General features: G+C 34.7%; 16 protein-coding genes. 1 reads left to right on the top strand and 15 read right to left on the bottom strand.

Annotated features, from left to right (window positions below; all coding sequences use genetic code 11):
• Nucleotides 1-9: 9 nt before the first annotated feature.
• Nucleotides 10-333, top strand: coding sequence for a DUF4357 domain-containing protein (locus V8G56_RS02150; RefSeq protein WP_395436818.1), 324 nt, complete (start codon nt 10-12; stop codon nt 331-333).
• 82 nt (nt 334-415) lie between these two features.
• Here V8G56_RS02150 and V8G56_RS02145 read toward each other — a convergent pair whose 3' ends face one another.
• The 15 genes from V8G56_RS02145 to V8G56_RS02075 form a co-directional block, all read right to left on the bottom strand.
• On the bottom strand, nt 416-1,729 hold the full coding sequence (locus V8G56_RS02145; RefSeq protein WP_395436817.1) for a site-specific integrase: 1,314 nt from the start codon (nt 1,727-1,729) through the stop codon (nt 416-418).
• Between the two features lie 337 nt (nt 1,730-2,066).
• Nucleotides 2,067-3,239, bottom strand: coding sequence for a DUF4861 family protein (locus V8G56_RS02140; RefSeq protein ID WP_395436816.1), 1,173 nt, complete (start codon nt 3,237-3,239; stop codon nt 2,067-2,069).
• 17 nt (nt 3,240-3,256) lie between these two features.
• The gene (locus V8G56_RS02135; RefSeq protein ID WP_395436815.1) at nt 3,257-4,048 is read right to left on the bottom strand and encodes a gluconate 5-dehydrogenase; all 792 of its coding nucleotides are present in this window, start codon (nt 4,046-4,048) and stop codon (nt 3,257-3,259) included.
• Between the two features lie 30 nt (nt 4,049-4,078).
• Complete coding sequence (kduI, locus tag V8G56_RS02130; protein WP_395436814.1) at nt 4,079-4,924, bottom strand: 5-dehydro-4-deoxy-D-glucuronate isomerase; 846 nt, start codon at nt 4,922-4,924, stop codon at nt 4,079-4,081.
• A 78-nt stretch (nt 4,925-5,002) separates the two neighbouring features.
• A complete protein-coding gene (locus tag V8G56_RS02125; RefSeq protein WP_395436813.1) occupies nt 5,003-5,671 on the bottom strand; it encodes a bifunctional 4-hydroxy-2-oxoglutarate aldolase/2-dehydro-3-deoxy-phosphogluconate aldolase in 669 nt (222 codons plus the stop codon).
• Nucleotides 5,672-5,766: 95 nt separating this feature from the next.
• Nucleotides 5,767-6,807, bottom strand: a complete 1,041-nt coding sequence (locus V8G56_RS02120) for a PfkB family carbohydrate kinase (RefSeq protein WP_395436812.1) — start codon at nt 6,805-6,807, stop codon at nt 5,767-5,769.
• Between the two features lie 31 nt (nt 6,808-6,838).
• Nucleotides 6,839-8,143: an MFS transporter gene (locus V8G56_RS02115; RefSeq protein ID WP_395436811.1), complete on the bottom strand. Its 1,305-nt coding sequence runs from the start codon at nt 8,141-8,143 to the stop codon at nt 6,839-6,841.
• Nucleotides 8,144-8,398: 255 nt separating this feature from the next.
• Nucleotides 8,399-10,594, bottom strand: coding sequence for an alginate lyase family protein (locus tag V8G56_RS02110; protein ID WP_395436810.1), 2,196 nt, complete (start codon nt 10,592-10,594; stop codon nt 8,399-8,401).
• A gap of 66 nt (nt 10,595-10,660) precedes the next feature.
• Nucleotides 10,661-12,115: a sulfatase gene (locus V8G56_RS02105; protein ID WP_395436809.1), complete on the bottom strand. Its 1,455-nt coding sequence runs from the start codon at nt 12,113-12,115 to the stop codon at nt 10,661-10,663.
• Between the two features lies 1 nt (nt 12,116).
• A complete protein-coding gene (locus tag V8G56_RS02100) occupies nt 12,117-14,054 on the bottom strand; it encodes a heparinase II/III domain-containing protein (protein WP_395436808.1) in 1,938 nt (645 codons plus the stop codon).
• Between the two features lie 322 nt (nt 14,055-14,376).
• A complete protein-coding gene (locus V8G56_RS02095) occupies nt 14,377-16,749 on the bottom strand; it encodes a DUF4955 domain-containing protein (protein ID WP_395436807.1) in 2,373 nt (790 codons plus the stop codon).
• A 116-nt stretch (nt 16,750-16,865) separates the two neighbouring features.
• Nucleotides 16,866-17,879 carry a T9SS type A sorting domain-containing protein gene (locus V8G56_RS02090; protein WP_395436806.1) on the bottom strand — a complete coding sequence of 338 codons (1,014 nt, stop codon included), beginning with the start codon at nt 17,877-17,879 and terminating at the stop codon, nt 16,866-16,868.
• A gap of 219 nt (nt 17,880-18,098) precedes the next feature.
• Nucleotides 18,099-19,013 (bottom strand): sialate O-acetylesterase, encoded by a 915-nt coding sequence (locus tag V8G56_RS02085; protein ID WP_395436805.1) that lies wholly within the window; start codon nt 19,011-19,013, stop codon nt 18,099-18,101.
• 24 nt (nt 19,014-19,037) lie between these two features.
• A complete protein-coding gene (locus V8G56_RS02080) occupies nt 19,038-20,597 on the bottom strand; it encodes a DUF4955 domain-containing protein (protein ID WP_395436804.1) in 1,560 nt (519 codons plus the stop codon).
• 17 nt (nt 20,598-20,614) lie between these two features.
• Complete coding sequence (locus V8G56_RS02075; RefSeq protein ID WP_395436803.1) at nt 20,615-22,183, bottom strand: sulfatase family protein; 1,569 nt, start codon at nt 22,181-22,183, stop codon at nt 20,615-20,617.
• Between the last annotated feature and the right edge of the window lie 21 nt (nt 22,184-22,204).

Genomic DNA, 22,204 nt, shown 5'->3' with positions numbered 1-22,204 from the left:
AAAGTAAATATGAAATTTTTCATTAGGAATAATAACGTAAATGCTATTATGAAAAGAGACGGAAAACTCAATATTATTCTAAAGGGTTCTACTGCTATGAAAGAATTAAAAAGTTCGTTCCCAAAGTCCTTTTTGAGAATAAGGAATGAAATGATTGAAAGTGGAATTTTAAAATCTCAAGGTGAAAACTTTGTGTTCACCCAAGATTATGAATGTAGTTCTCCATCTAAAGCTGGGTCATTGGTCGTTGGTACAAGTTCAAATGGTTTGACTATGTGGAAGAACAAAGATGGTAAAACTCTTAAATGGATTTTGAGTAGGCTTGAAGGATAACATATCAATTCTAGATATGTTTTTCTTTATATTCAAATGAATATATTAATATTAATGCAAAAAGTTAAACAGCAGAGGATTATTAATTAAAGAATTTATGTTCACCAATTTTTATCGCTTTTTGCAAATCATTGACTTTAATGTAATTGTAGAAGACCTTTTCATTAGAATGTCCACTAATTGCCATTATATCTATTGTAGGCATTTTAGAGTAGTAAGCGTTGGTACAGAATGACCTTCTGCCTGTATGGTTTGTAATAAGTTCGTATTTAAATTTGGTTTCACTTTTCTTTTCCCCTCCCATTGTACGTGTAATAGTTTCTTTTGAGTTAATTTTAGCCAAGCGACCAATTTCCTTTAAAGCGTAATTAATATGCTGTTCGGGCATACGCTCTGGAGGATTGCCATCTCTTTTATCCAGGATACTTTTTACCATCGAATTAATAGGAATGGTTACAGGCTTTTGCATCTTCTCTGTTATTATTTTGATGTATTGTTTGTCATCTATTTCAATGATGTTACTCGGCTTGAGTCTATTGAAATCGCTTACTCTAAGCGAAGTATTTGCTGAGATTAAGAATAAGTCCCTGGCTAAATCTAATTTTTTAGCGGTCAGAATGAGAGAATTAGTGGGTACTTTTATAGGAGCAACATTGGTTAAATCTAAATTGAAAATTTTATTAAGTTCTTCCTGGTTTAGAAATATATTGTTAACCTCCTCGCTTGGCTTTTTAAAGTATTTTCTTTTATGTTCCTGGCTAGTGTGTTGTCCTAGTTCCAATCCTGCATTTAGGATGGTTTTAAGAATCTTTATTTGGGTCCCAATATAGTTGGTGGAGTAGTTGTTTTTATAAAACCAATTTAAAAACTGTTGATAGAAATTATTATTGATAGTATCATAATTTACCCTGTAAACTTCATCATTAAAAAGTTTCAGAAGATTATATGCGTTATTATATGTTTTTGCTGTTCCTGCTTTTAAGGGCTTACCCGTAGTCATAAGCGGATTTGCTTTGTAGTTTTCAATAAACCATTTAAAGAAAGGAAGTAAATCCAATTTTTGCTGCTCTTCATTTGCTTTTTTCTTTTCAAAGAAGATATCGCATAATTCAGTTAGAATATCGTTATTGACTTTTTCTCGCTCATCCAAAAGCAATCCGAAATAAAAATCTTCTATATGGTCTTCTAGCTTATCGAGGTCTTTGTTAATATGATTCCAGTCTAATTCTTCAACCACATGCTTTATCCGCATTTTACCTGTATCCCAATTCTTGATGTTTTGAATTCTATGTCCAGTTGAGTATCTGAAGCGCTTTTTAGTTCCATAACTAAAATGCAATTGAATGGTTGCACTTTTATCGTTTGCTTTCCTTAACTTAAATTTTGCTTCTGGCATAATAAAAATATTATGCCGCAAAGATAGTGAATAAAGTGACACGTTTGATGATATTGTGTCGCAAAGTGTGTCACTTTTTTTTTGCGAACTTCTGTTTTACGAAAGAATAAAACTTGTTGAAATTTACCATATATGAGCTTTATGAGAACATCTCTAATAAAGTGAAGTAAAATAAGGGTGTGTTTAAATAATGTATTTGTGACCCTGGTGGAGTCACATTTAATGGCTCAATTAAATCATCATTACTTTCTAATTCAATAAGTTTTTGCCAATTTTTTGAGAGCTATTATTTGGCATTTTATGACTGTTTGATTAAAAACAAGTCATTTTGGCCTTATCAATTCACAATAACTACTTCTAATGGATTATTTAACCTTTCGGTGAAATCATTTAAATAATGCTCCCATTCCTCTTTGTTACTAAACTGATCGCTTTTTTTCCATCCGAAGCCTGCATAATACATTGTCTTACCATTGATGATCTTGAGATGAAGATATGCATTACTCAAATCTTCCGCGGCAACGTTATACTCTTCATATCCATTAAAAAACTCTTTCTTTGTTAGAAGTGCCATACCAAGTTCTGAATCAAAATGAGGCTGCCAGTAACTCACCCAATTGGTTTCATCTGAACTAACAATACCATCTTTTTCATGCATTGTTAAACCTGGTGATATATTATCAGCGCCCTCAATGGTCACTTCAAATTTTGAAAAGTTATTTCCTAAATCCAAGCTAATTACTTTGGATTCAATAATTTGTTTTCCACCAGCATCCCAATTTTTATATTCAACATAAAAACTTGTTCTTAATGGTCCTGTCGTAATTGTTCTCCATTTTGTAAAGTTTTTGGAAACATAATAAATGCTATCTTTTTTGTAAGCAACACCACCAACACCTCTACTTTTTCCAACATGAAAGTTGTCTAGGCCCTCTCCTGTATCAACATGATAAGAACCTGTTTTTTCAGTATACTTTTTATACCAATTGTTGATAATGGGATACTTAACCTTCTTTAACCATGCATCAACCCCACTTGACAATGTTCCCTCTTCTAGATTATTTTCAAATCTTCTTTGTGCATCAGGTCCAAAAATTCTGAATGCCACTTTATCATTTTCCCAAGCATAGTCATCAGTACGTTCAGGAACAAACCGAGAATAACAAAGGTTTTGTGCTTTTGGTTTTTCTCCTTCAGAAATGTAAATTATTTGATAGGTGTTTTCAGAGAGCGGTTTCATTTGTGGTTGAAACAATAACACATCCTCAACACCATCTGCATCATTATCTACAGCTTGAGTAACCTGTAATAGGCCTGATTCTACATCTTTAATGCCAATATTTGACAGGTCTTCTACTTTCAAAAAGCCCTTTGATAATTCAACGGTTTCAAAGGTCCGTTCGATATCTAAAGTATTTTTTATTGTTATTGTTTTGAGATTGTCTTTTTGAGAACAATTGAATACCAATATTGCCAATGCAGCTAACTGAAAAATTTTCTTAGAGAGCATAATAAGTTTTTAAAAATTTAATCTTCATTTGATGGTTTCCCTATGGTGGCAAGGATGCCCCCATCCACATAAACAATATGCCCGTTTACAAAATCACTGGCTTTTGAACTTAAAAATATGGCAGCTCCTTGTAAATCTTCAGGGTCTCCCCAACGTCCTGCAGGTGTTCTGCTGATAATAAACTCATTAAACGGATGCCCATCTACTCTTATTGGTGCAGTTTGACTGGTTGCAAAATACCCCGGTCCGATACCATTTGTTTGAATGTTAAACTTAGCCCATTCTGTGGCCATATTTTTAGTGAGCATCTTTAACCCTCCTTTTGCGGCGGCATAGGCACTAACAGAGTCTCTTCCCAATTCGCTCATCATAGAACAAATATTGATGATCTTTCCGCCACCCCTTTTTATCATGCCCTTCGCAACATTTTTTGAAACTATAAAAGGACTAATTAAATCAACTTGAATTACCGCATTAAAATCGGCAACTTCCATTTCAATTATTGGTGTTCTTTTGATTATTCCTGCGTTGTTTACCAAAATATCAATTGGTCCAACTTCTTTCTCTATTTGCTCAATAGCCCTAATCACCGCTTTTTCATCAGTGACATCAAACACATATCCATAAGCTTTAAGTCCTGATGCTTTATATTCTGCAACGGCTTCATCTAATTTATCTGTTGAATTATTGTTAACAACAATGGTTGCTCCCGCATTACCCAATCCTTTGGCCATGGCCATTCCCAAGCCATGAACGGCTCCCGTTATTAATGCTACTTTTCCGGTTAAATCAAATAGGTTTATTGACATGCTTATTATTTTATATTTATTAGTTACTATTTATCTTAATTCGTTTATTTTACAGACATCCATATCGCCATAGTCAAGATTTTCTCCCGCCATTCCCCATATAAAGGAGTAATTACTTGTTCCTGAACCACAGTGAATAGACCATGGTGGGGATATGACCGCTTGATTGTTTTGCATCCATATATGTCTGGTCTCTTGCGGTTGCCCCATAAAATGAGATACGGATTGCCCTTCCGGAATCTCAAAATAAAAATACACTTCCATTCTTCTGTCATGCACATGGGCGGGCATGGTGTTCCAACTGCTTCCAGATTTCAAGGTGGTCATGCCCATTTGTAATTGACAAACATCTACCACACTATTCACAATATATTTTCTAAGTGTTCTTGCATTAGCTGTTTCTGCTGCTCCTAATTCTATAACTTCAACATCATTAATTCCAATCTTTTTTATGGGATATGCCTTGTGTGCAGGGGTAGAGTTCAAGTAAAATTTAGCCGGTGTTTTTGAAGATTTGCTCGAAAACAAAACATTTTTATTGCCTTTACCTATGTACAATGCTTCTCTATGGTTTAAAATATACTCCGTCCCATCTACTGTTATAATTCCCGTATCTCCAATATTGATAATTCCAAGTTCTCTTCGTTCTAAAAAGTATGCCGCTTTTAAAGGGTCTATGGTTTCTAATTCTATAGCCTTAGAGGTTGGTATGACTCCGCCTGTTATAAACCGATCATAATGTGAGTACACTAAATTTAATGTATCCGATTCAAAAAGGTTTTCAATTAAAAACTCCTTTCGTAATTGTGTTGTATCATATTGTTTAACCGCATCTGGACTCGATGCATATCGAGATTCATAATTAACTTGTTTCATTTTATCTTTTTTTAACATTAACTTCTTTAAGTTAATGAATATGTTTTAGCTATTCAACCTTTATTTTTAATCTTGATTTTACTTTCTCACTGATTTGATAATAGCAAGTGCATGTTTTACATCCTGCTCAAGTTTTGAGTAGTCTTTATTTTTAATAATATCATTTGATATTAATTGGGAACCCATACCCACACAAGTTACCCCTGCATCAAACCATGCTTTTAGGTTTTCTTCTGTTGGTGATACGCCTCCGGTTGGCATCACACTGGTCCATGGTTGTGGCCCTTTAATCCCTTTTACAAATTGCGGCCCATAGATATCTCCTGGAAACAACTTCACTATCTCACAACCCAGTTCTTCTGCTTTGGCTATTTCTGTCAAGGTACCGCAACCTGGTGACCATAGTACTTTTCTCCTATTACATACAATAGCAATGTCTTCTCTTAATACCGGTGTTACAATAAAATTGGCCCCTAGTGCCATATACAGAGAGGCTGCCGCAGCATCTGTTACTGAGCCTACTCCCATGATCATTCCCGGCAATTCATTTACCGCATATTTTGTTAATTCACCAAACACTTCATGTGCAAAATCTCCTCTGGCTGTAAACTCCATGAGTCTGGCGCCGCCATCATAACAGGCTTTTAATATATGTTTGCCTAACTCTAAATCCTGACTGAAAAACAAAGGAATCATGCCTGTGTCCTTCATGGTCTGGGCCACTTCTATTCTTGTAAATTGTGCCATTTTTTAATCTAATTAAATTAAGAAAATCAAGGGCTAGAACTCAAATACTAGCCCTTAATGTTTCAATCAACTGAACTCTCGCTATTAATCAAATTTTATCTCGCTACTCTTCCAGAAGCGTCACCGCCCATGAGCTTAGTCACCTCGTCTACTGTTACTAAGTTAGCGTCTCCTTTTATTGTGTGTTTTAAACAGGATGCTGCGACTGCAAAGTCTAAGGCATTTTGGTCATTATCCGGATAGGTTAACAACCCATAAATTAATCCGCCCATGAAACTATCGCCTCCACCTACTCTATCTACGATGTCTGTGATTTGATACTGACGCGTTTCCAACATTTTATTTCCATCATATAAAACGCCTGCCCAAGTGTTGTGGGATGCTGATATTGAGCCTCTTAATGTTGTAATAACCTTTTTTGCTCTTGGAAATTTTGCCATCATTTGTTGGCATACCGATAAGAAAGCTTCCGCTTTTACATCGTGTCCGTGTGTTTGAACCGCTGCGCCTTCTGGCTTGATGCCAAAGTGCATCTCCGCATCTTCTTCATTACCTAAAATCACATCACAGTATGAGGTTAGCTCTGTCATTATAGCTTCTCTATCGCCTCCGTATTTCCAAAGCTTTGCTCGGTAATTCAAGTCTGTTGATATAGTAACTCCCATTTTACTGGCTGCTTTTACTGCTTCTAAACAGACATCTGCTGAACTTTGTGAAATTGCCGGGGTGATACCTGTCCAATGAAACCATTCTACGCCTTTGAATACCTCTTCCCAGTTAATCATTCCAGATTGTATGGTTGACATGGAAGAATAGGCTCTGTCATAAACTACTTTACTGCCTCTACTTACTGCTCCTGTTTCTAAAAAATAAATTCCTAAACGCTCGCCACCCCATAGTATTTTATCTACACCAACGCCTCGTTTACGCATCTCCATCATAGCGCACTCTCCTATATCATTCTTTGGTAAGCGGGTTACAAAATCTACCGATATACCATAATTGGCTAAAGACACGGCTACATTGGATTCTCCGCCTCCATAAACTACATCAAAATTATCTGCCTGTGAAAATCTTAAAAAACCTTGTGGTGCTAACCGCAACATAATCTCACCAAATGTCACTACTCTACTCATTAGTTATTATTGTTTATTGTTTAGTTTTAAATTAAATATTTTGAATTGGTTTTAAATTTTCATCTAAAGGGGTCATCTTAGGCATTAATAAATGTACCAGACCAAGAATGATCAAATAACACGAACCTGCAATAAGAAATGCCCAAAAATAACCTGTGTTGCCTGCTGTATCTAAAACAGACCCTAAGGCTTTATCGGCCAGAATACCAGCTACTGCACCTACCATACCACCAATACCTACAACGGATGCTGTTGCTTTCTTCGGGAATACATCGGATACCAAAGTAAAAATATTAGCAGACCAAGCTTGATGTCCGCCTGCTGCAAGACCGATAAGTATGATAGCCAACCATTTATTGTCTGTAATGGCGACAAAGGTTACCGGTAATATAATAATAGCACATATTAGCAAAGTCATTTTTCTTGCTTTATTAATGGTCCATCCTTTTCTTATAAAAGCCCCTGAAAGATACCCTCCAAAAATACTTCCGCCATCTGCCATAATATAAATCACAAAGAATGGCAGTGCGATATTATGAATATTAACGCCAAAGGTTTCTGATAAAAATTTAGCTCCCCAGAACAAATAAAACCACCAAACAGCATCGGTTACTTTAGCCAAAGCAAAGGCCCAGGTTTGACGTTTATCCAAAACGCTTTTCCATGGTAATTTCTCTTCATTCTCTAATGCTCCTGAATCACTATGGATATAAGCTAACTCTTCTTTGGAAACTTTAGGATGTACTTCTGGCTTTTTATACATTCTAAACCATAAAAACACCCATATAGCACTTAGTACGCCTGTAAGTAAAAAAGGAATTTGCCAGTTTTTACCATCTTCATGGACGATCCATCCCACCACAAATGGTGCGGCTATAGCCCCTATACTTGTTGCTGCATTAAAAAGTCCTGTTGCAAAAGCACGGTCTTTTTTTGGAAACCACTCTGCCGTAGTTTTGATGGCTGCCGGGAAATTTCCTGATTCTCCAAATCCCAGTCCAAAACGCGCTGCTACAAACCCGATAACACTAAACCCAGGCCGAACCAAAGCATGCAACATGCCAAAGACACTCCAGATAGCAATGGATAGTGTATAACCTTTTTTAGTCCCTAACCGATCTATTAAACCACCCATATATAGAAGTCCTAATGCATAGGCAACTTTAAATGAAATCATGATATTTGCATAATCACTGTTAGTCCATCCAAATAATTTTTCTAAAGTTGGTGCCATCACGCCAATAATACTTCTGTCAAAGTAATTGATGGTAGTCGCAAACATTAAAAGCCCTAAAATTCGGTATCTGTAATTGCCAATCTTTTTCGGTTCATTCATAATTTCTTCAATTATATATTATAAGGCATTTTAAATTTAATAAAAACCAAGTATATCACATACTTTAATTCTTATTACCGTAAGAATTATAAGATTTCTATTTCCACCCTAAACTCAAAATTTATCAAGAATCATACAGCATTTTTATTTACCCTGTCTTTTTCAAAATTAATTCAAGAATATATTTGTAATGGGGGTATAATCATCTTAAAACAGGGGGTATTTGTAATTACGTTATAAAATTGTAATAAATCATTATTTGATTATGTTAACCTTTATTTCCCCATTTGACTTTTCGATTAATACAACTTCTCCATGAACTAAAGTACCGTCTACTGCGAAAAAATGATTTGCAATTGAAGGAGAATTGTAAGCGACCAGAGCTATATATTCTTTATTATCCAATAAAATATGGACAGCCTCTACATCTTTATCTTCAAGGAGTTCTCCCTCTCTGTTGTAAACCGGTATTTTTGTATATGTCAATCCACCTTTTTCAGGAAAATACAGCAGTGTAATCATGGACGTAAACCCTTTAGATGTTTTAATAAATTCCACTTGCTTACTTGGTAATTTAAGATTGTATTCCGGAGAATACCAAACATCATTTAATTTATATTCGACTTCCTTTATGGGCTGAATTTTTAAGTTTTTAGAGTCATAGGTTGTTACAATAGTCTGTCCAATAATTTGAACTTTATCATTAGGAAAATTAAAATATTGTGAATATTCATGAGTTTCCTTTGCAGAAAAGCTATCAAATAGCAACCAAACATTTGGTTTTAGGAACAACATTCTTCTTTTTATAATCACGGGATCCTCTAATCTATTATACCCATTATTTTCCGCTTCTCCGTAATCAAATAGGTTGTGGGATTTTGTGTAGATACCTTCAGACCAAGCTTCATATTCACTTCGCCAGGCATCTTTTAAAATACTGTTGGGCAAATTGTCTACACCCAGTGTATTGTGTGATTGACTACTTTTAAAAAGCTTTCTCCATTGGTTATCCACATAAGAATAGCGGCCATTATCTACCAAATAATCCCGGTTATTGGCAAATATGGTAAAACTTAAAAGGTCATCATGTGCATGACCTGCAGAAAGCTTCCTTAAATGTAAAGAGGCATGGCTTGCATCTTCTTCCCACGATGTACGCATGTAAAAATCTCCTGAATTTTCTTGATAATATGATAAGAATGAAGGGCTTTCCGAATTCTTGTTTCTGTAAATTTCTGCAAGGTTTTTTCCTAATATCAAATAATTTTCAAAATCCAATTCTTGATGAGCTCTGGATTTCATAACGGAATCTTCAAATATAAAGGATGCAAAAGACAGCAATCCCCTTGTATCAGTGTCATCACTATCACCCAACAAAGGCTGGTGATAATTTGGCTTTTGCCATTCTATATTCGCATAAACCATATCTTTAGTTTTTTGTACTATAGGTTTTGTAAGGTGAATATTCTTGCGTTGCGCCAAAAGATTTACATTCAAAAGGCAATGCATTACTTCGTTATGGTACATGGGTGAATGCTCCCAATGTGTGCCATCTTCCAAAACTTGAAGTTCCACGCATCTTGTCAATCTATCCACGGCATTTCTTTGCCAAGTAGAAGCTATTTTGAAATCTTCTAAAAAGACCGACAAATTGAATAATCCGTGGTATTCCAAAACACCCCAATTGCTCGTTAGGGAAAAATTACTGAAAGTGTTGTTAATGTACTCACCATGTAAAAAGAGGGCGTTCAAAAATTTTTCAAGAAAATCCGGGGTAACATATTTAGAATGTTTGATGAATTCATAGGATTTGATCCAGTTTTCGCAACGTATTCCAGCTTCAATTCTACGCCAGGCTGCAGATTCCTTGTAGTTGTCTTCCAATGAAGGGAGGGAATTATTATCAATCCAATGTGTGAGTTGTTGTACAAAAGTCTTAGCATAGATCTCGTTGCCCGTAAAAAAATATGCTTTTCCTAAATGTATCCAATATTTATGACGGTTAAGCATATAGGTCCATTCTGGATCTCCAAAAGGATTTAGTCCCCAATCTATGTCGTTTTTAAATTGATAGGGAATATTTGTACGCTCCATATCCCATTCTTCCCTAAATAAAAAGTATTTATTTCTGACTTCATCGGCAATTTGAATTGACCTCTTAATGTCATCAGAATATTTATTTTGAAGAAATTGAATATCTTCTTGTGAAACTTGCTTGTAAACATCTCCCTTCTGCCTATAAAATTTTAGAAGTTGAATTAGTGCCTTTTTCCTGTTTTCTTTATTAGAGTCATTGACCTCTCTTAAATCGGGGCTTTCTAAATTTAATTTATCAAAAATATTTTCTACAGACAATTTATTTTCTTGTGAAAATACGTGTCCGATAACCAACAACACGATTAGAAAGACCGTTGTTTTTTTGTTATAAATATTAAATTTAGAATAACTCATGATTTTACCATTAATTTGTGATTCAATTAAAAATAGCAACTGGACAAAGATTAAAGTTTAAATAGTTCAATAAAGATCGTTCTTCTTTTTCTTGAGTAAATCACTCAATTCATTTACAACCGATTGATACTCATCCAAATCGGCAATATTATTATTTTCATCAGGATCAGAATAATGATCATAGAGCATACGACCCATTATATTACCCGTTTTGTTGGTCCATTCTGAATATAAATATTGCTTTGTTTTTACTGCTTCCTCACCTTTCCACTTAATAAAAACAGCATTGGCTAATTCATCTTCTTTTGAAGCGACTGAAAATAGATTCTTTCCCTGTACATGGGTAGGCACTTTTAATCCTATAAGGCTACATATTGTTGGGTATAAATCCACCAAACTTACTTCATTATTTACTTTGGAAGCTTTTTTATTTGGCACTTTAATTATTAAAGGCGTTTGTAGTGCATTTTTTAATGTATTGTGTTTACCCCACATATTATGCTCTCCTAAATGAAATCCATGGTCTCCCCATAAAACAATTATTGTTTCCTTCTCCAGATTTAATTCTTTTAATTTTGTTAATAAATTCCCTACTAAATGATCTATGTAACTGATACAAGCATAATAACCATGAATAGCTGTTCTATGAAACTCTTCACTATTGTATGGTATGCTTTTAAGATGGTATAGATTTTGAAGCTCACCGGAAGGTTCAAGTAATTGAGGTGCATTTTTTGGAAAGTACCTATTGTCTGCAATTTCTATCTTATTCTCATTATATAGATCCCAATATTTTTTTGGAGCATAAAATGGAAGATGTGGTTTATTAAATCCTACTGCTAAGAAAAATGGCTTGTCTTTCTTACTCAATTTCTCCAAATCCTTTATTGATTTTTCTAAGATCTTTCCATCCACATAAACATCATCAGTCACATTCGGATATTCTACAAAGGGCCCTCTATACCCTTCTACTTTTTTATAACTTTGTGTGGCTTTGTCGAAATACTCATAACTACTATATTTTTGAAATTTCTTTGAGTCTTCATCTATAAATTCTAAGGGTGTGGCTTTTGGCCTCCAAGAAGGTTCACTCCAACTTTTAGTGTCTGAATCTTCTTTTTCATGAAATATTTTTCCATTGGAAATCGTATAATACCCATTATTCTTCAAGTATTCAGGAAGTGTCTCCAGATTTGGAAAGGAAATATCTGCTCTCCTTACGTCATCGTCAAATGTTTTGGACAAAGGATGTATACCAGTCAAAACACTAACTCTTGAAGGCATGCAAATTGGAATATTAGCATATGCTCTTTCAAAAAGCACCCCTTCATTTGCCAACTTATCTATGTTTGGTGAAAAAATCTGAGTAGCTCCATAGCACCCCAATTCGGGCCTTAAATCATCAATAGCAATAAATAAAATATTTGGTTTTTCTCCTTTATTTTTAGTAGAACAGCCAGTAGTTATTAATATTCCAAATAACAAACAAAGTACATGATAGCTTTCAATTCTCATTTTCATTTTAGAAAAATTTAATTTTAATTAAGCCGTCTAAGGCATTATTTTTAACTTTTAATTGAAACCTGTATAGCTTTTCCCTTTTCCATTCCGTTCTCAACTTTTCATCTGTAAGTTTAATTTCTTCTGTAGATAATATAAGCTGTTCCGGATTATATGATAAATTTAAAACGTTTTGTCCATCATCATTGATTAAAACAATATTTCCTTTTTTATTTTCTTTAATTTTTAATGAGGTCATTTGATTTAATACAATACCTTTTGAATTCTCCTTTAAACGGTAATCATCAAGAATCAAAATTCCACTTCTGCCATATTTAAAAGTCCTAATCCACGAGTCAATTTTTGCTTCTTCGGGGTATGCAGAGGCAATATTTATACGCAACTCGTTTTTTGACTTAACAACATCCGTAGTTTTGAATTCTGCTCCATAGGCTTGCATGATTCCATTTATTGTTGGTAAGTTATGGTAAGCGCTTTGCATGGTCCAAATGTCATATCTCTGAGGACTAAACGTTTTTTTGGTATATGTTTCTACCCCTAAATCAATAATTACAGGTTCACCATCAACAAAAATGGTATAATTACCCACATCATTGTGATTATGGCTTTGACCATTATGGGCTCCCAATACTGATAAAAAAAGTTCCTTGCTTTTAGTCGAGATTGTGGTACACAACAATTCTAAATTAGGCAACCATACCGATTCTTTTTTTGTAGTGGCAGGGATTTGGTAGGTTTTAAAAAAAATATAATTAAAAATTCCAACCAAATTACCGTACATGTCCCCAAATTTATTAGTTGCTATTTCGTCTAAGGGGTTATAATAATGAGTTACGGATTTGGCAACATTCATCAATTGGGCATTGTTCTGAATCTTTCCTGCGTTAAATACTTTTACCGCACGATCATTCATTACATAGGGACCGTCACCAATATTTACAAAATAGTTTTTAGCAATATGAGATTTGTAAAAGAAACTTGTGGTGTTTTGGATAAATACATTATCATAAACATTAAACCCGCCTTGAGTTGCATGCTGCAGCAAATCAAGACATTGTAACACTCTACCACCAGCTACCGTCCAATATACCGGCCCTTCTTCACAACCACCATCTTCGGGCTGTAAATTGATATAATTGTCAATGATTTCTATAATCTTTTTTACAGCCTTATCTCTTAAATTAGGGTCTTCTTCCAAAATTAAAACGGTACTTAAATAATTAGACGCGATCCATGGATTCCAATTATTAACTACATGGTCTTCATAATATTTAAAACCCATCCACCAAAAATCGTTATTTAAAAGAACAGGCTTAATAATTCTTTTTTTACATTCAACTTTAATGCGCTGCGTGATAACAGGGGTGATTTTATCAAGTTGGTCGCCTATTAAATAGTAGGTCCATGCTAATAAAGAAGATGTCTCGGCAGCAAATAGATCAACATAAGGATCTTCCAAACCGTTCATTAATTCATGGTTTCCATGGGCAGGAATAACCCAGTTACTTTCTTCGCAAATAAGATAGATGCCATCCACTATTTTATTCAAAAATCGACCTTTACGCTCAATCATTTCTGCAAGAACCAAATCGCTCAACCTTCCTCTCCTACTAAAATATTTATTCTCAAATACTTTTCTATCTCCATTTACTATAAATGACCTGTAATCCGTAGCAGTCAAGACATCCCAATTCTCTAGCAGTGCTTGTTCTCCTTTATCTAAAAGAACCTCTTTTAATGCCCTATCTAGACTTTGCCATTGCAAACTGTCTTTATATTTAGGAAATGGGTTAAAATCTTTTGCTGATACCAATTGATTTACTAAATCTATATAAGAGGCTTCTTTTTGAAGCAAATTTCTATGCTCCTGTGCTTGCACAATAGATGGAACTGTTGAAATAAAAGCCGCTAATAATATTATAAAACTATTTCTATTCATTTTTTATAAACAAAGTAAATATGCCCCAATACTCCATTTTCATGTTTCAATAATACAGTATCAAGAACCAAATTAAAGAATTACACAGTTTGTTTCAGTCAATGTTGGACAACCTCCTAAATAGAAAAATCTAATGGTGTTGGCTCGTTTTGGTCAAATGCTGCTATACTACAATACATCACATTGTAGATTATAACTATAGTTTATAAATTAAAGTTCTTGTTTTAATTTTTTTATCTATTTGGCTGATTCTCCTCCTTTCATTTAACCAAATCGGGCAATGCCATTGACTTTATATTTTTAAAAATATTTTCAAGGCAAACTAATGTTTAATAAATTTTAATAAAGTTGAAGCCTTATCTAAATATTTAATCTCAATAAGATAAAAACCTGATTTTAAATCGCTAACATCTAAATTTATAAAATCATTTTCTATATATGATGTTTTAATACCCATAATTTGCTTTCCTGTCAAATCATAAATAGCCATTGAACTACTATTCCTTAAATTACCCGACAAGGTTAAACTTTGCTTAACTGGGTTTGGATATAATTTTACTTTTGCCTTAGCGGTTGAAATTTCATCAACGGATAAGGTGCCATCATAAGTAGTCCATGCTATATTATCAATGGCCAAGGTGTTGTCAGCAGTTGTACTTGAGGCATTTCTAATGGCTATGGTGATATTACCTTCAATATTAATATTTTCTACCGTATAAGTATAAACCTCTGTCCCATTGTGGGTAAAAGTACCTACAACATTACCATTAATTAATAGCTGTATAATCCGATCATTTCCTGCAGAGAATAGATCTTTACATTGTACCGAAAAATTGCCTATCCCTCCTGATATCGTACCAGATTGTACCCCAGTTACACCGCTATGAAAGTAAACACCTTTGCTGGCATCAATGTAGCCGGAAACGCCCTTGGCATTCACTGTCCACAAATATCCACTATTGCCCGTATAAGTTTGAGTACCCCAATTAATTAGGGTCATGTTCTCAAAGGTTTCGGTATAACCTCCATTGGTTGGGGGAGTATAATACCAATCTATGTTTAACGTATTCCACTCATTGATAGCATCAGCTATCCAACTTGGAGTGGCTCCTATACGGTGTCCTAATTGAGCTTCATAAAGAGATTCTGGGAACACCTTCGCACCATTACTTTCTTCATATTTAACATTACTAAACGTTGTACTTGCTGTGCCATGGTATCCTACAATTATGGGGTTTACAACCGTTAAGCCGCAATAGTTACTTCCACAAAGATTCCAAAAATTGTGACTCTTGTTGGTAGTTCCTACCCGCTCAACATTCCACATGGTAAGGCCTTTTAAATGGTTTGGAAGATCTGTAAAATTACCTCCAGCATTATCGAGATCCATTTGAGTATATAAATCAATCAAATTAGTTCTGGGCATACTGGCATGCAGATCAAGACCATATCCTTTTCTGGCATCAACACGCCATACTACTGAACCGGCAACGCCGCCACTCATATCAGCTCCATGAAATTGACCGGCACTGGTATTATCCCAAATTAAGCCCTGCAATATTCTAGAGGACTTAAAGCCTACACTTGAAAGGGCATGACCCGTATTTCCATCAACTAGAATATTAAGAATACTTGAGGCATAAGATCTGCCTGTAATGGTTGTGGCTTTACTCACATTGGAAAATTTACAACGTCTTACCCAGGAATGTGCCACATTTTTCAAGTCCACTCCTTTCCAACCATAATTGTGTATATAATCTTTGTGATGTACAAATGCATCATAAAAATTTGCTTTTAGATGAATGTCTTCAAACCCACAATTTTCAATCAGATTATTGGTACTTACTCTCCAACTGTACGATGATTTAAAAGTATCTATTACAGGATCTTTCAAATAAATTCGATTATTCGCTGCATCGATATAGTCAATTTCATGGGTTTCATCCAAAATTACGCCCGCATTAATATCGGTCCAAGTATCTTTGGTTGTTCTACCCTCCAAGAAATCGGTAGTAGCAACAGTACTAGCAAGGGTATTAATCCGGCAATATTTTGCTGTCAAAAACGGTGTCGTACCACCTGCTGTAACGGTTACATACATATCGCCAGCGTTGGCATCACCAACACCTGTTCTAGTCGCAGAAGAAGTGTTGGTTTGCGAAAAAGTAAACATCGCAGGATTATTGGCATCACTTACGCCAGAAGGAAGTCGCATATAGTTTACCATATTAATCATGGTTCCACCTGGAACTGACCCACTACCCTTGAGAACAATATTGGAACTATTAATTGTTATTGTATTGGTAGCATTAGGATCTGTATTTACCAAATATTCACCAGGTGGAAAAAAAACGACTCCTCCTCCATTGGCTTCGGCTGCATCTATGGCCGCTTGAATGGCCGATTGATCTGAAAGCTCGTCATTTGGGACTGCTCCGTAGGCAGCATCGGTAACATCAAACGTGGGGTAAGCAAACGTGTTGGGAATGCCAACTTCTCCCCTCATATAACCGGCATACGAATAATTAGGAAGCAAAGGAATATTAGGATCGGATATTTGACCCGTGTATTTTTGCCATATCAAAGCATCCTGCGACATCATCAATACCGGAAATAAAAAAAGAAAAATTAAAAAATTTAACTTGACAAGCTTAAGTTTAAGCCCCTTCAAAAAAAATGACAAGAATGCTTTCATTTTATCAACGTTTGTTTAAGTTTTTTATATGCATTGGTCATTTGAAAGTGGTTTTAAATGACCAATGCATTTTTTAACATTAAGGAAACTACCGATTCCCTAAAGCGTATTACTATTTATTCAATCACCACTTTTTTGCTTAAAACACCATATTCTTTAGAATCAATTTTTAAAAAATAAAGTCCTTTAGCAAATGTGCTTACATCAATGTCATGTATGGTTTTAGCAGTATAAACTGTTTTTCCCAAAACATTAACAAGACTTAAATTTGAAATATCTAAGTTGCTTTTTGATTTAATGTTTAAAACATTCTTTACCGGGTTAGGGTATATTTTTAGGTCGTTGTTAAGTTCGAAAGATTCATTGGAAAGTGTTGAAGTAGCAGATACTTTAACATTATCAAGGCCAAAAATTAAATATCCACCTGTACCAGTTAAAAACCCTCCTGTATCTGTTTGAATTTGGAATAGCGCAAAAGTACCTAATGTTTTACCTGATAAATCTATGCTTCCAGAAATTTTAATCCATTGTCCAGTAATTATATCAAAACTAGTTTGATTGGTTAGATTTGTAGTACCGTTGGTAATATCAAACGGAATATTTGTAGCCACATTGGGTCCCGCTGCAAAATATGAATCTGATATAGCGAATGAGGTATCGCTATTACCGTGATTTAAATTTATATTCCATGATTGTAATGTTGGTGTTATATTAGCATTATCTGCAGGATTACCACCATAAACCTCAAATTCAAAATACAACATGCTTTTCCCTGTAAGATCCAATCCCGTAAAAAATATACCCGTGTCTACATTTGCATAATTTGCACTACCACGCATTGCAATACACTGTTGGTCCCCAAAAGAATCGGCAAAAAATTGAGAACTTGCAGAACCGCCAGCAACGGAAACCGAATTGGTTTTGTCTGCAACTGTAGGTCCAGCATTCCAATTTTCTTGACCTCCAGCCATATCGGCTGTATAGTTGTATTTAGAAAAGTTAGTGGTATTAAGTTTTACTGCCCCCCCCGATATATCAGTATCCTGAAAGTCTTCGTTAATATAAACTAATTGTCCCCAAGAAGATATCGCAAATAAAAGGGCAACAATTTGTAATGTAATTTTTTTCATGTTTTTAAAGTTTTAGATGTTAGTTTTTAATTATTGTTTGTTCAAATTTGAAAAAACTACCACTAAAACGAGGGGAGTAATGTATTTAATGTAGGGGATAAATTCACACTAATTAGGACTTATCTATTATTTTATGATGAGTCCTATTTTGCATGTTGAATGAAATACAATTTTTTAAAACCAGAATAAAATGCAAGCACTCCTCATGGTGTTTGAAGATTATTTATTACTATTTTTTATTATTAATCCATATAACTTTTCCGCAAAACTTGAACCCAAATCTATAAACCCCTGGCTATCATAATGCCACCTATCGGAAAATTTGTAATATCTTGAATTACGGACGATGTCAGAATTTTTGTCCATTTTAACAAATTCTTCCTGTGCATACTGCACCAATTCCTCATAGGGGTAAACTTTATCTCCATTGTCCCATGAATCGGATATTTTCCCTATAACTATTGGTAAATCATCGGTCAATAAGCTGGCTCTAATTAAGTCCATGAGTCGTTTTAAGTTAAATAAATACCGCTCTGCAATTTCTTTGGTATCCGTATCCGCTTCACCCTGCATCCATACAATTCCTTCAGGAACCAAAACATCTTCCATGCCATCGTTATCTATGTCATGGTCTTTAAAGGCATTTCTCAAAGTTGCAAGAAAATGATCATACTGGTTAATTCCTTGGTCTGCGTTAAAATCAGGTTCCCAACAGCCTGGTTTTCTATATGCCATACTATCTATGGAAGTTCCACCCCTAGAATATTTGATAATAGCTATTTTATCATTTGGAAAAAGGGCTTTCATTTTTTTTGCAAATGACAATTCTAAACCAAACCTTTCAGATAAATTGTTTTTTTCATTATCCGATGAAAAACCCTCGCCATGTCCTGGTTTTAGCTGTTCCCAAATACCCAAACCTCCATCCAATTCACCTCCTATTGCCGGATTGCCATGGAAAATGTAAACATCATCAAAGTTTGTGTTTAATGAATCTGGCAGGTCTTTGTTGTAACCAAAACCATCCATATTTGACTGACCACCCAAATAGAAAAGTTTAAAAGTATTTGACTTGTTTTGACTAAATGCTATACAACAAATTAGCAGATTGCATATTACAACTAGTGTTCTCATATTAAATATCTTGTTATAATTTCTTTATAGTTTTTTAATCTCATTAATCCATTCCGGCAATTTCCCAAGTCTGAGTTCAAGTTGCGACTCAAATAAAGATTCTGGCTGAACTGGTTTCCCCAAACTTTCTAGAAATTGAACTTCATCTGCTTTAAAGGTAGTACCTGCGCCATGAAAACCAACAATAATAGGTGGTACAATTCTCCAATACCAGGTATCGGTTGCAATAAATCTAAAATCATTTTCAGGTTCATCAATTTCTTTAAAATTCCATAGCACCAAATTACGCCCATGATTTGGCAAATTGAACCTAGCTCCACCGGCACGACCCTGAAAGAAGCCTCCTTCAACATTATCAAAAAGGGTGGCTCTTGGTTGGGAAGCATGTGCCTCAAAAGAAGTATGCGCAGGATATTTTGAACGCCAAACAACAGTATTTGTAGTGCTTCCACCAGAAACTCCAAAAGAGTGATGCATTCCTGCCAAATCTACAGAATTGGCAATTAAAATACCCGTAGAACCAGCAACATCAACTGCTGTATGTCCTATTTTCCCTTCAACAGATACATTTAATGCTGTGCATGCAGCAGTAACCGAAAACTCTAAGGCTCGATTTACATTTTTAAAAGTAACATCTTTAACCCAAGAGTTAATAGCTCTTGACAATTGTATAATACTCCAACCACCATCATCTTGCGCAGATCTGTGATGAATAAAATCTTTGGTCCAGTTTCCTTCAAAAGTTAAGTTTTCAAAGCCAACATGGTCAACATATTCAAAAGCATCTATTTTCCAGTTGTGCTTTGCTTCTATATTGTAATGAATAGGTTCTACTAAATGAATTGTATTTCCTTCAACTTTTGCAACCTTATGATGCTCGTTTACTTGAACACCTTTATTGATTATTGATTCCCAGCTTGGATCTGCTTTTAATGGAAATAGGTCCTTTTCAACTAAGTCTGTTGCATTATTTAAAACTTTAATTGTAACCCAGTCGCCTTTTTTTATTTTAGATGCATCTTCTACATGTATTATAAACGATTCTCTTCTGGCATCTTTTGTAATATTTGTTAAAAATTTACCTCTTTTTTTGGTTGCTACTTTTATTGAAAAAGGAACTGTCCATAATTTATCAGGATCCGCAGGCGGTAAATCATTTTGAAAAAAGAGAATAGATTGATTTCGGTCTTCACCTCTGAAAACAATTTTTGAGGATTGAATTAAAATGATGCTTTGATCGTCACTAGAAGTATTTACAAAATAGGTTCCTTTTGGGAAATAAATGATACCTTCTCCATGCGCAGAAGCCTCTTGTATTGCTTTTTGAATGGCTCTTTTGTCTGATAGCGTATCATTAGAAATAGCGCCATATTTGGTAACATCAAAGATCTTATAACTTACAAAAGGAATAGGTTCTTCACTATATTTATACCCAGAATAAGAAAAATCGGGTAAAATAGGTTCTGTATTACTTTCTGATGCTACTTTAAATTGTTCCCAAATTTTACTAGTTTCTTGGGCTTTACAACTTAAACTTAGGGTTATTAGAAGTATTAAATAACATAAGTTTTTATATGATTTCATGTTTTGCAAATTTTAAGTTATGAAGGATAAATGATAATATCTTTATGTTTAGCTTTATTATACCAAGGATCGTTGGTTCTTTTTAGTTCTTTCCCTAAAATTCTCAATAACTTATTTGCTACCTCGGGAATATCTTCAATCGGTATTTTTTTAAGCTGGTAAGGATCCTTTATATTATCGTACAAATAAACATCTAGTAACTCAACATTTTTTTTGTCTCGAGACGACTTCTTCTCGCTAAGGCACAAAGTATAGTTTTTACTGTGTATTCCCCTTGAATTGTTTAACATAATTAACACACCTTCTGGTTCTTTAAATAAATCGTTTTCAATACCAAACAGTTTTTTAGAAAAATCAATACCTTGTACCGTACCTGGAATGTGTTGCCTTAACCCGGCTAATGCCATGGTTGTGGGTAAAACATCGGGGACGCTAAACAATACATCTGTTGCTTTTCCTCCCTCCAATCCTTTGGGCCAATGTATTATAAAAGGGACAGCTAAAGCTTCTGTTTCCAAAGTGTTCTTGCCTTCTTTTCCATGACTAGCCAACATTTCACCATGATCTGAACTCAAAATTACAATGGTATTATCCAATACACCCATTTTTTCCAGCTCATCCAAAACCATTCCAATGTATCTATCTATACTGGTAACGTTTGCATAATAATAACGGGCATAATTTGCCATTTCTAAATTCACATTTTCCCTTATAACCAAGGAATTAATGTTAGACACCTTTGTTTCATCATAATACTTGTGAAACATTTCCATGTCGGTATTTTTTTCATCCCAAGGATTATGAGGTGGGTTTATAGACCACATAATAAAAAATGGTTTATTACTATCCCTTTGGGCTTTATCGTTTTTAAGGTATTGTATTATTTTTTCCGATTCAATTTTAGGGGTGAATGCTTTTGGAAGGTGCAGTTCACCATCATTTTTACCATTAATTGTATTTGGATCGCTTGAAAATACCATGGGGCTAAAATGATCGTCCTTTACCGACTGATAAAAATATTCAATATGGTGTCTCGATTTGCCAGGTGGCACATAGGTATCGTATGTGTTTAGAAACTGGCCTCCAGGTGAATTAATAGTCCCTACATAATTTCCATTAGCATCAAATAAGGGGTCGTTTTTTAACCAGTGGCATTTTCCAAAATAAGCCGTATTGTAACCTGCTTGAAAAAACAAGTCGGTAATGGTCGGGATATCATCTTTTAGGCTTTCAGTTCTTCCTGTTCTGCAATTGTTCCAAATACCATTTTGTTCAGGATACATTCCCGATAACAGCATACCTCTCGCTGGACTACACAAGGGGAAGTTACTTATGGCGTTTGTAAATACCACTCCTTTTTTGGCTATCTTATCTATGTTAGGAGTTAACACGGGGTCTGGTTTACCAACAACATCGTTTATATATTGACTTTCAGACCAAAAACCGGCACTATACCGCCTTAATTGGTCTGGGTATATAATTAAAACATTTGGTTTTACTTCTAAAGATTCAATCTTCTGAAATGAATAGCAATTAAAAAACTGTAATACTATTATTAATATTAAACCTAGCCTATGTTTCAACATTATATTTGTATTAAAATTTTA

It is taken from the genome of Gaetbulibacter aquiaggeris (assembly GCF_044003965.1).
Classification (GTDB): Bacteria; Bacteroidota; Bacteroidia; order Flavobacteriales; family Flavobacteriaceae; genus Yeosuana; species Yeosuana aquiaggeris.
Note: the sequence above shows the minus strand (reverse complement) of the source record. Positions and strands in the feature narration are given on the sequence as shown.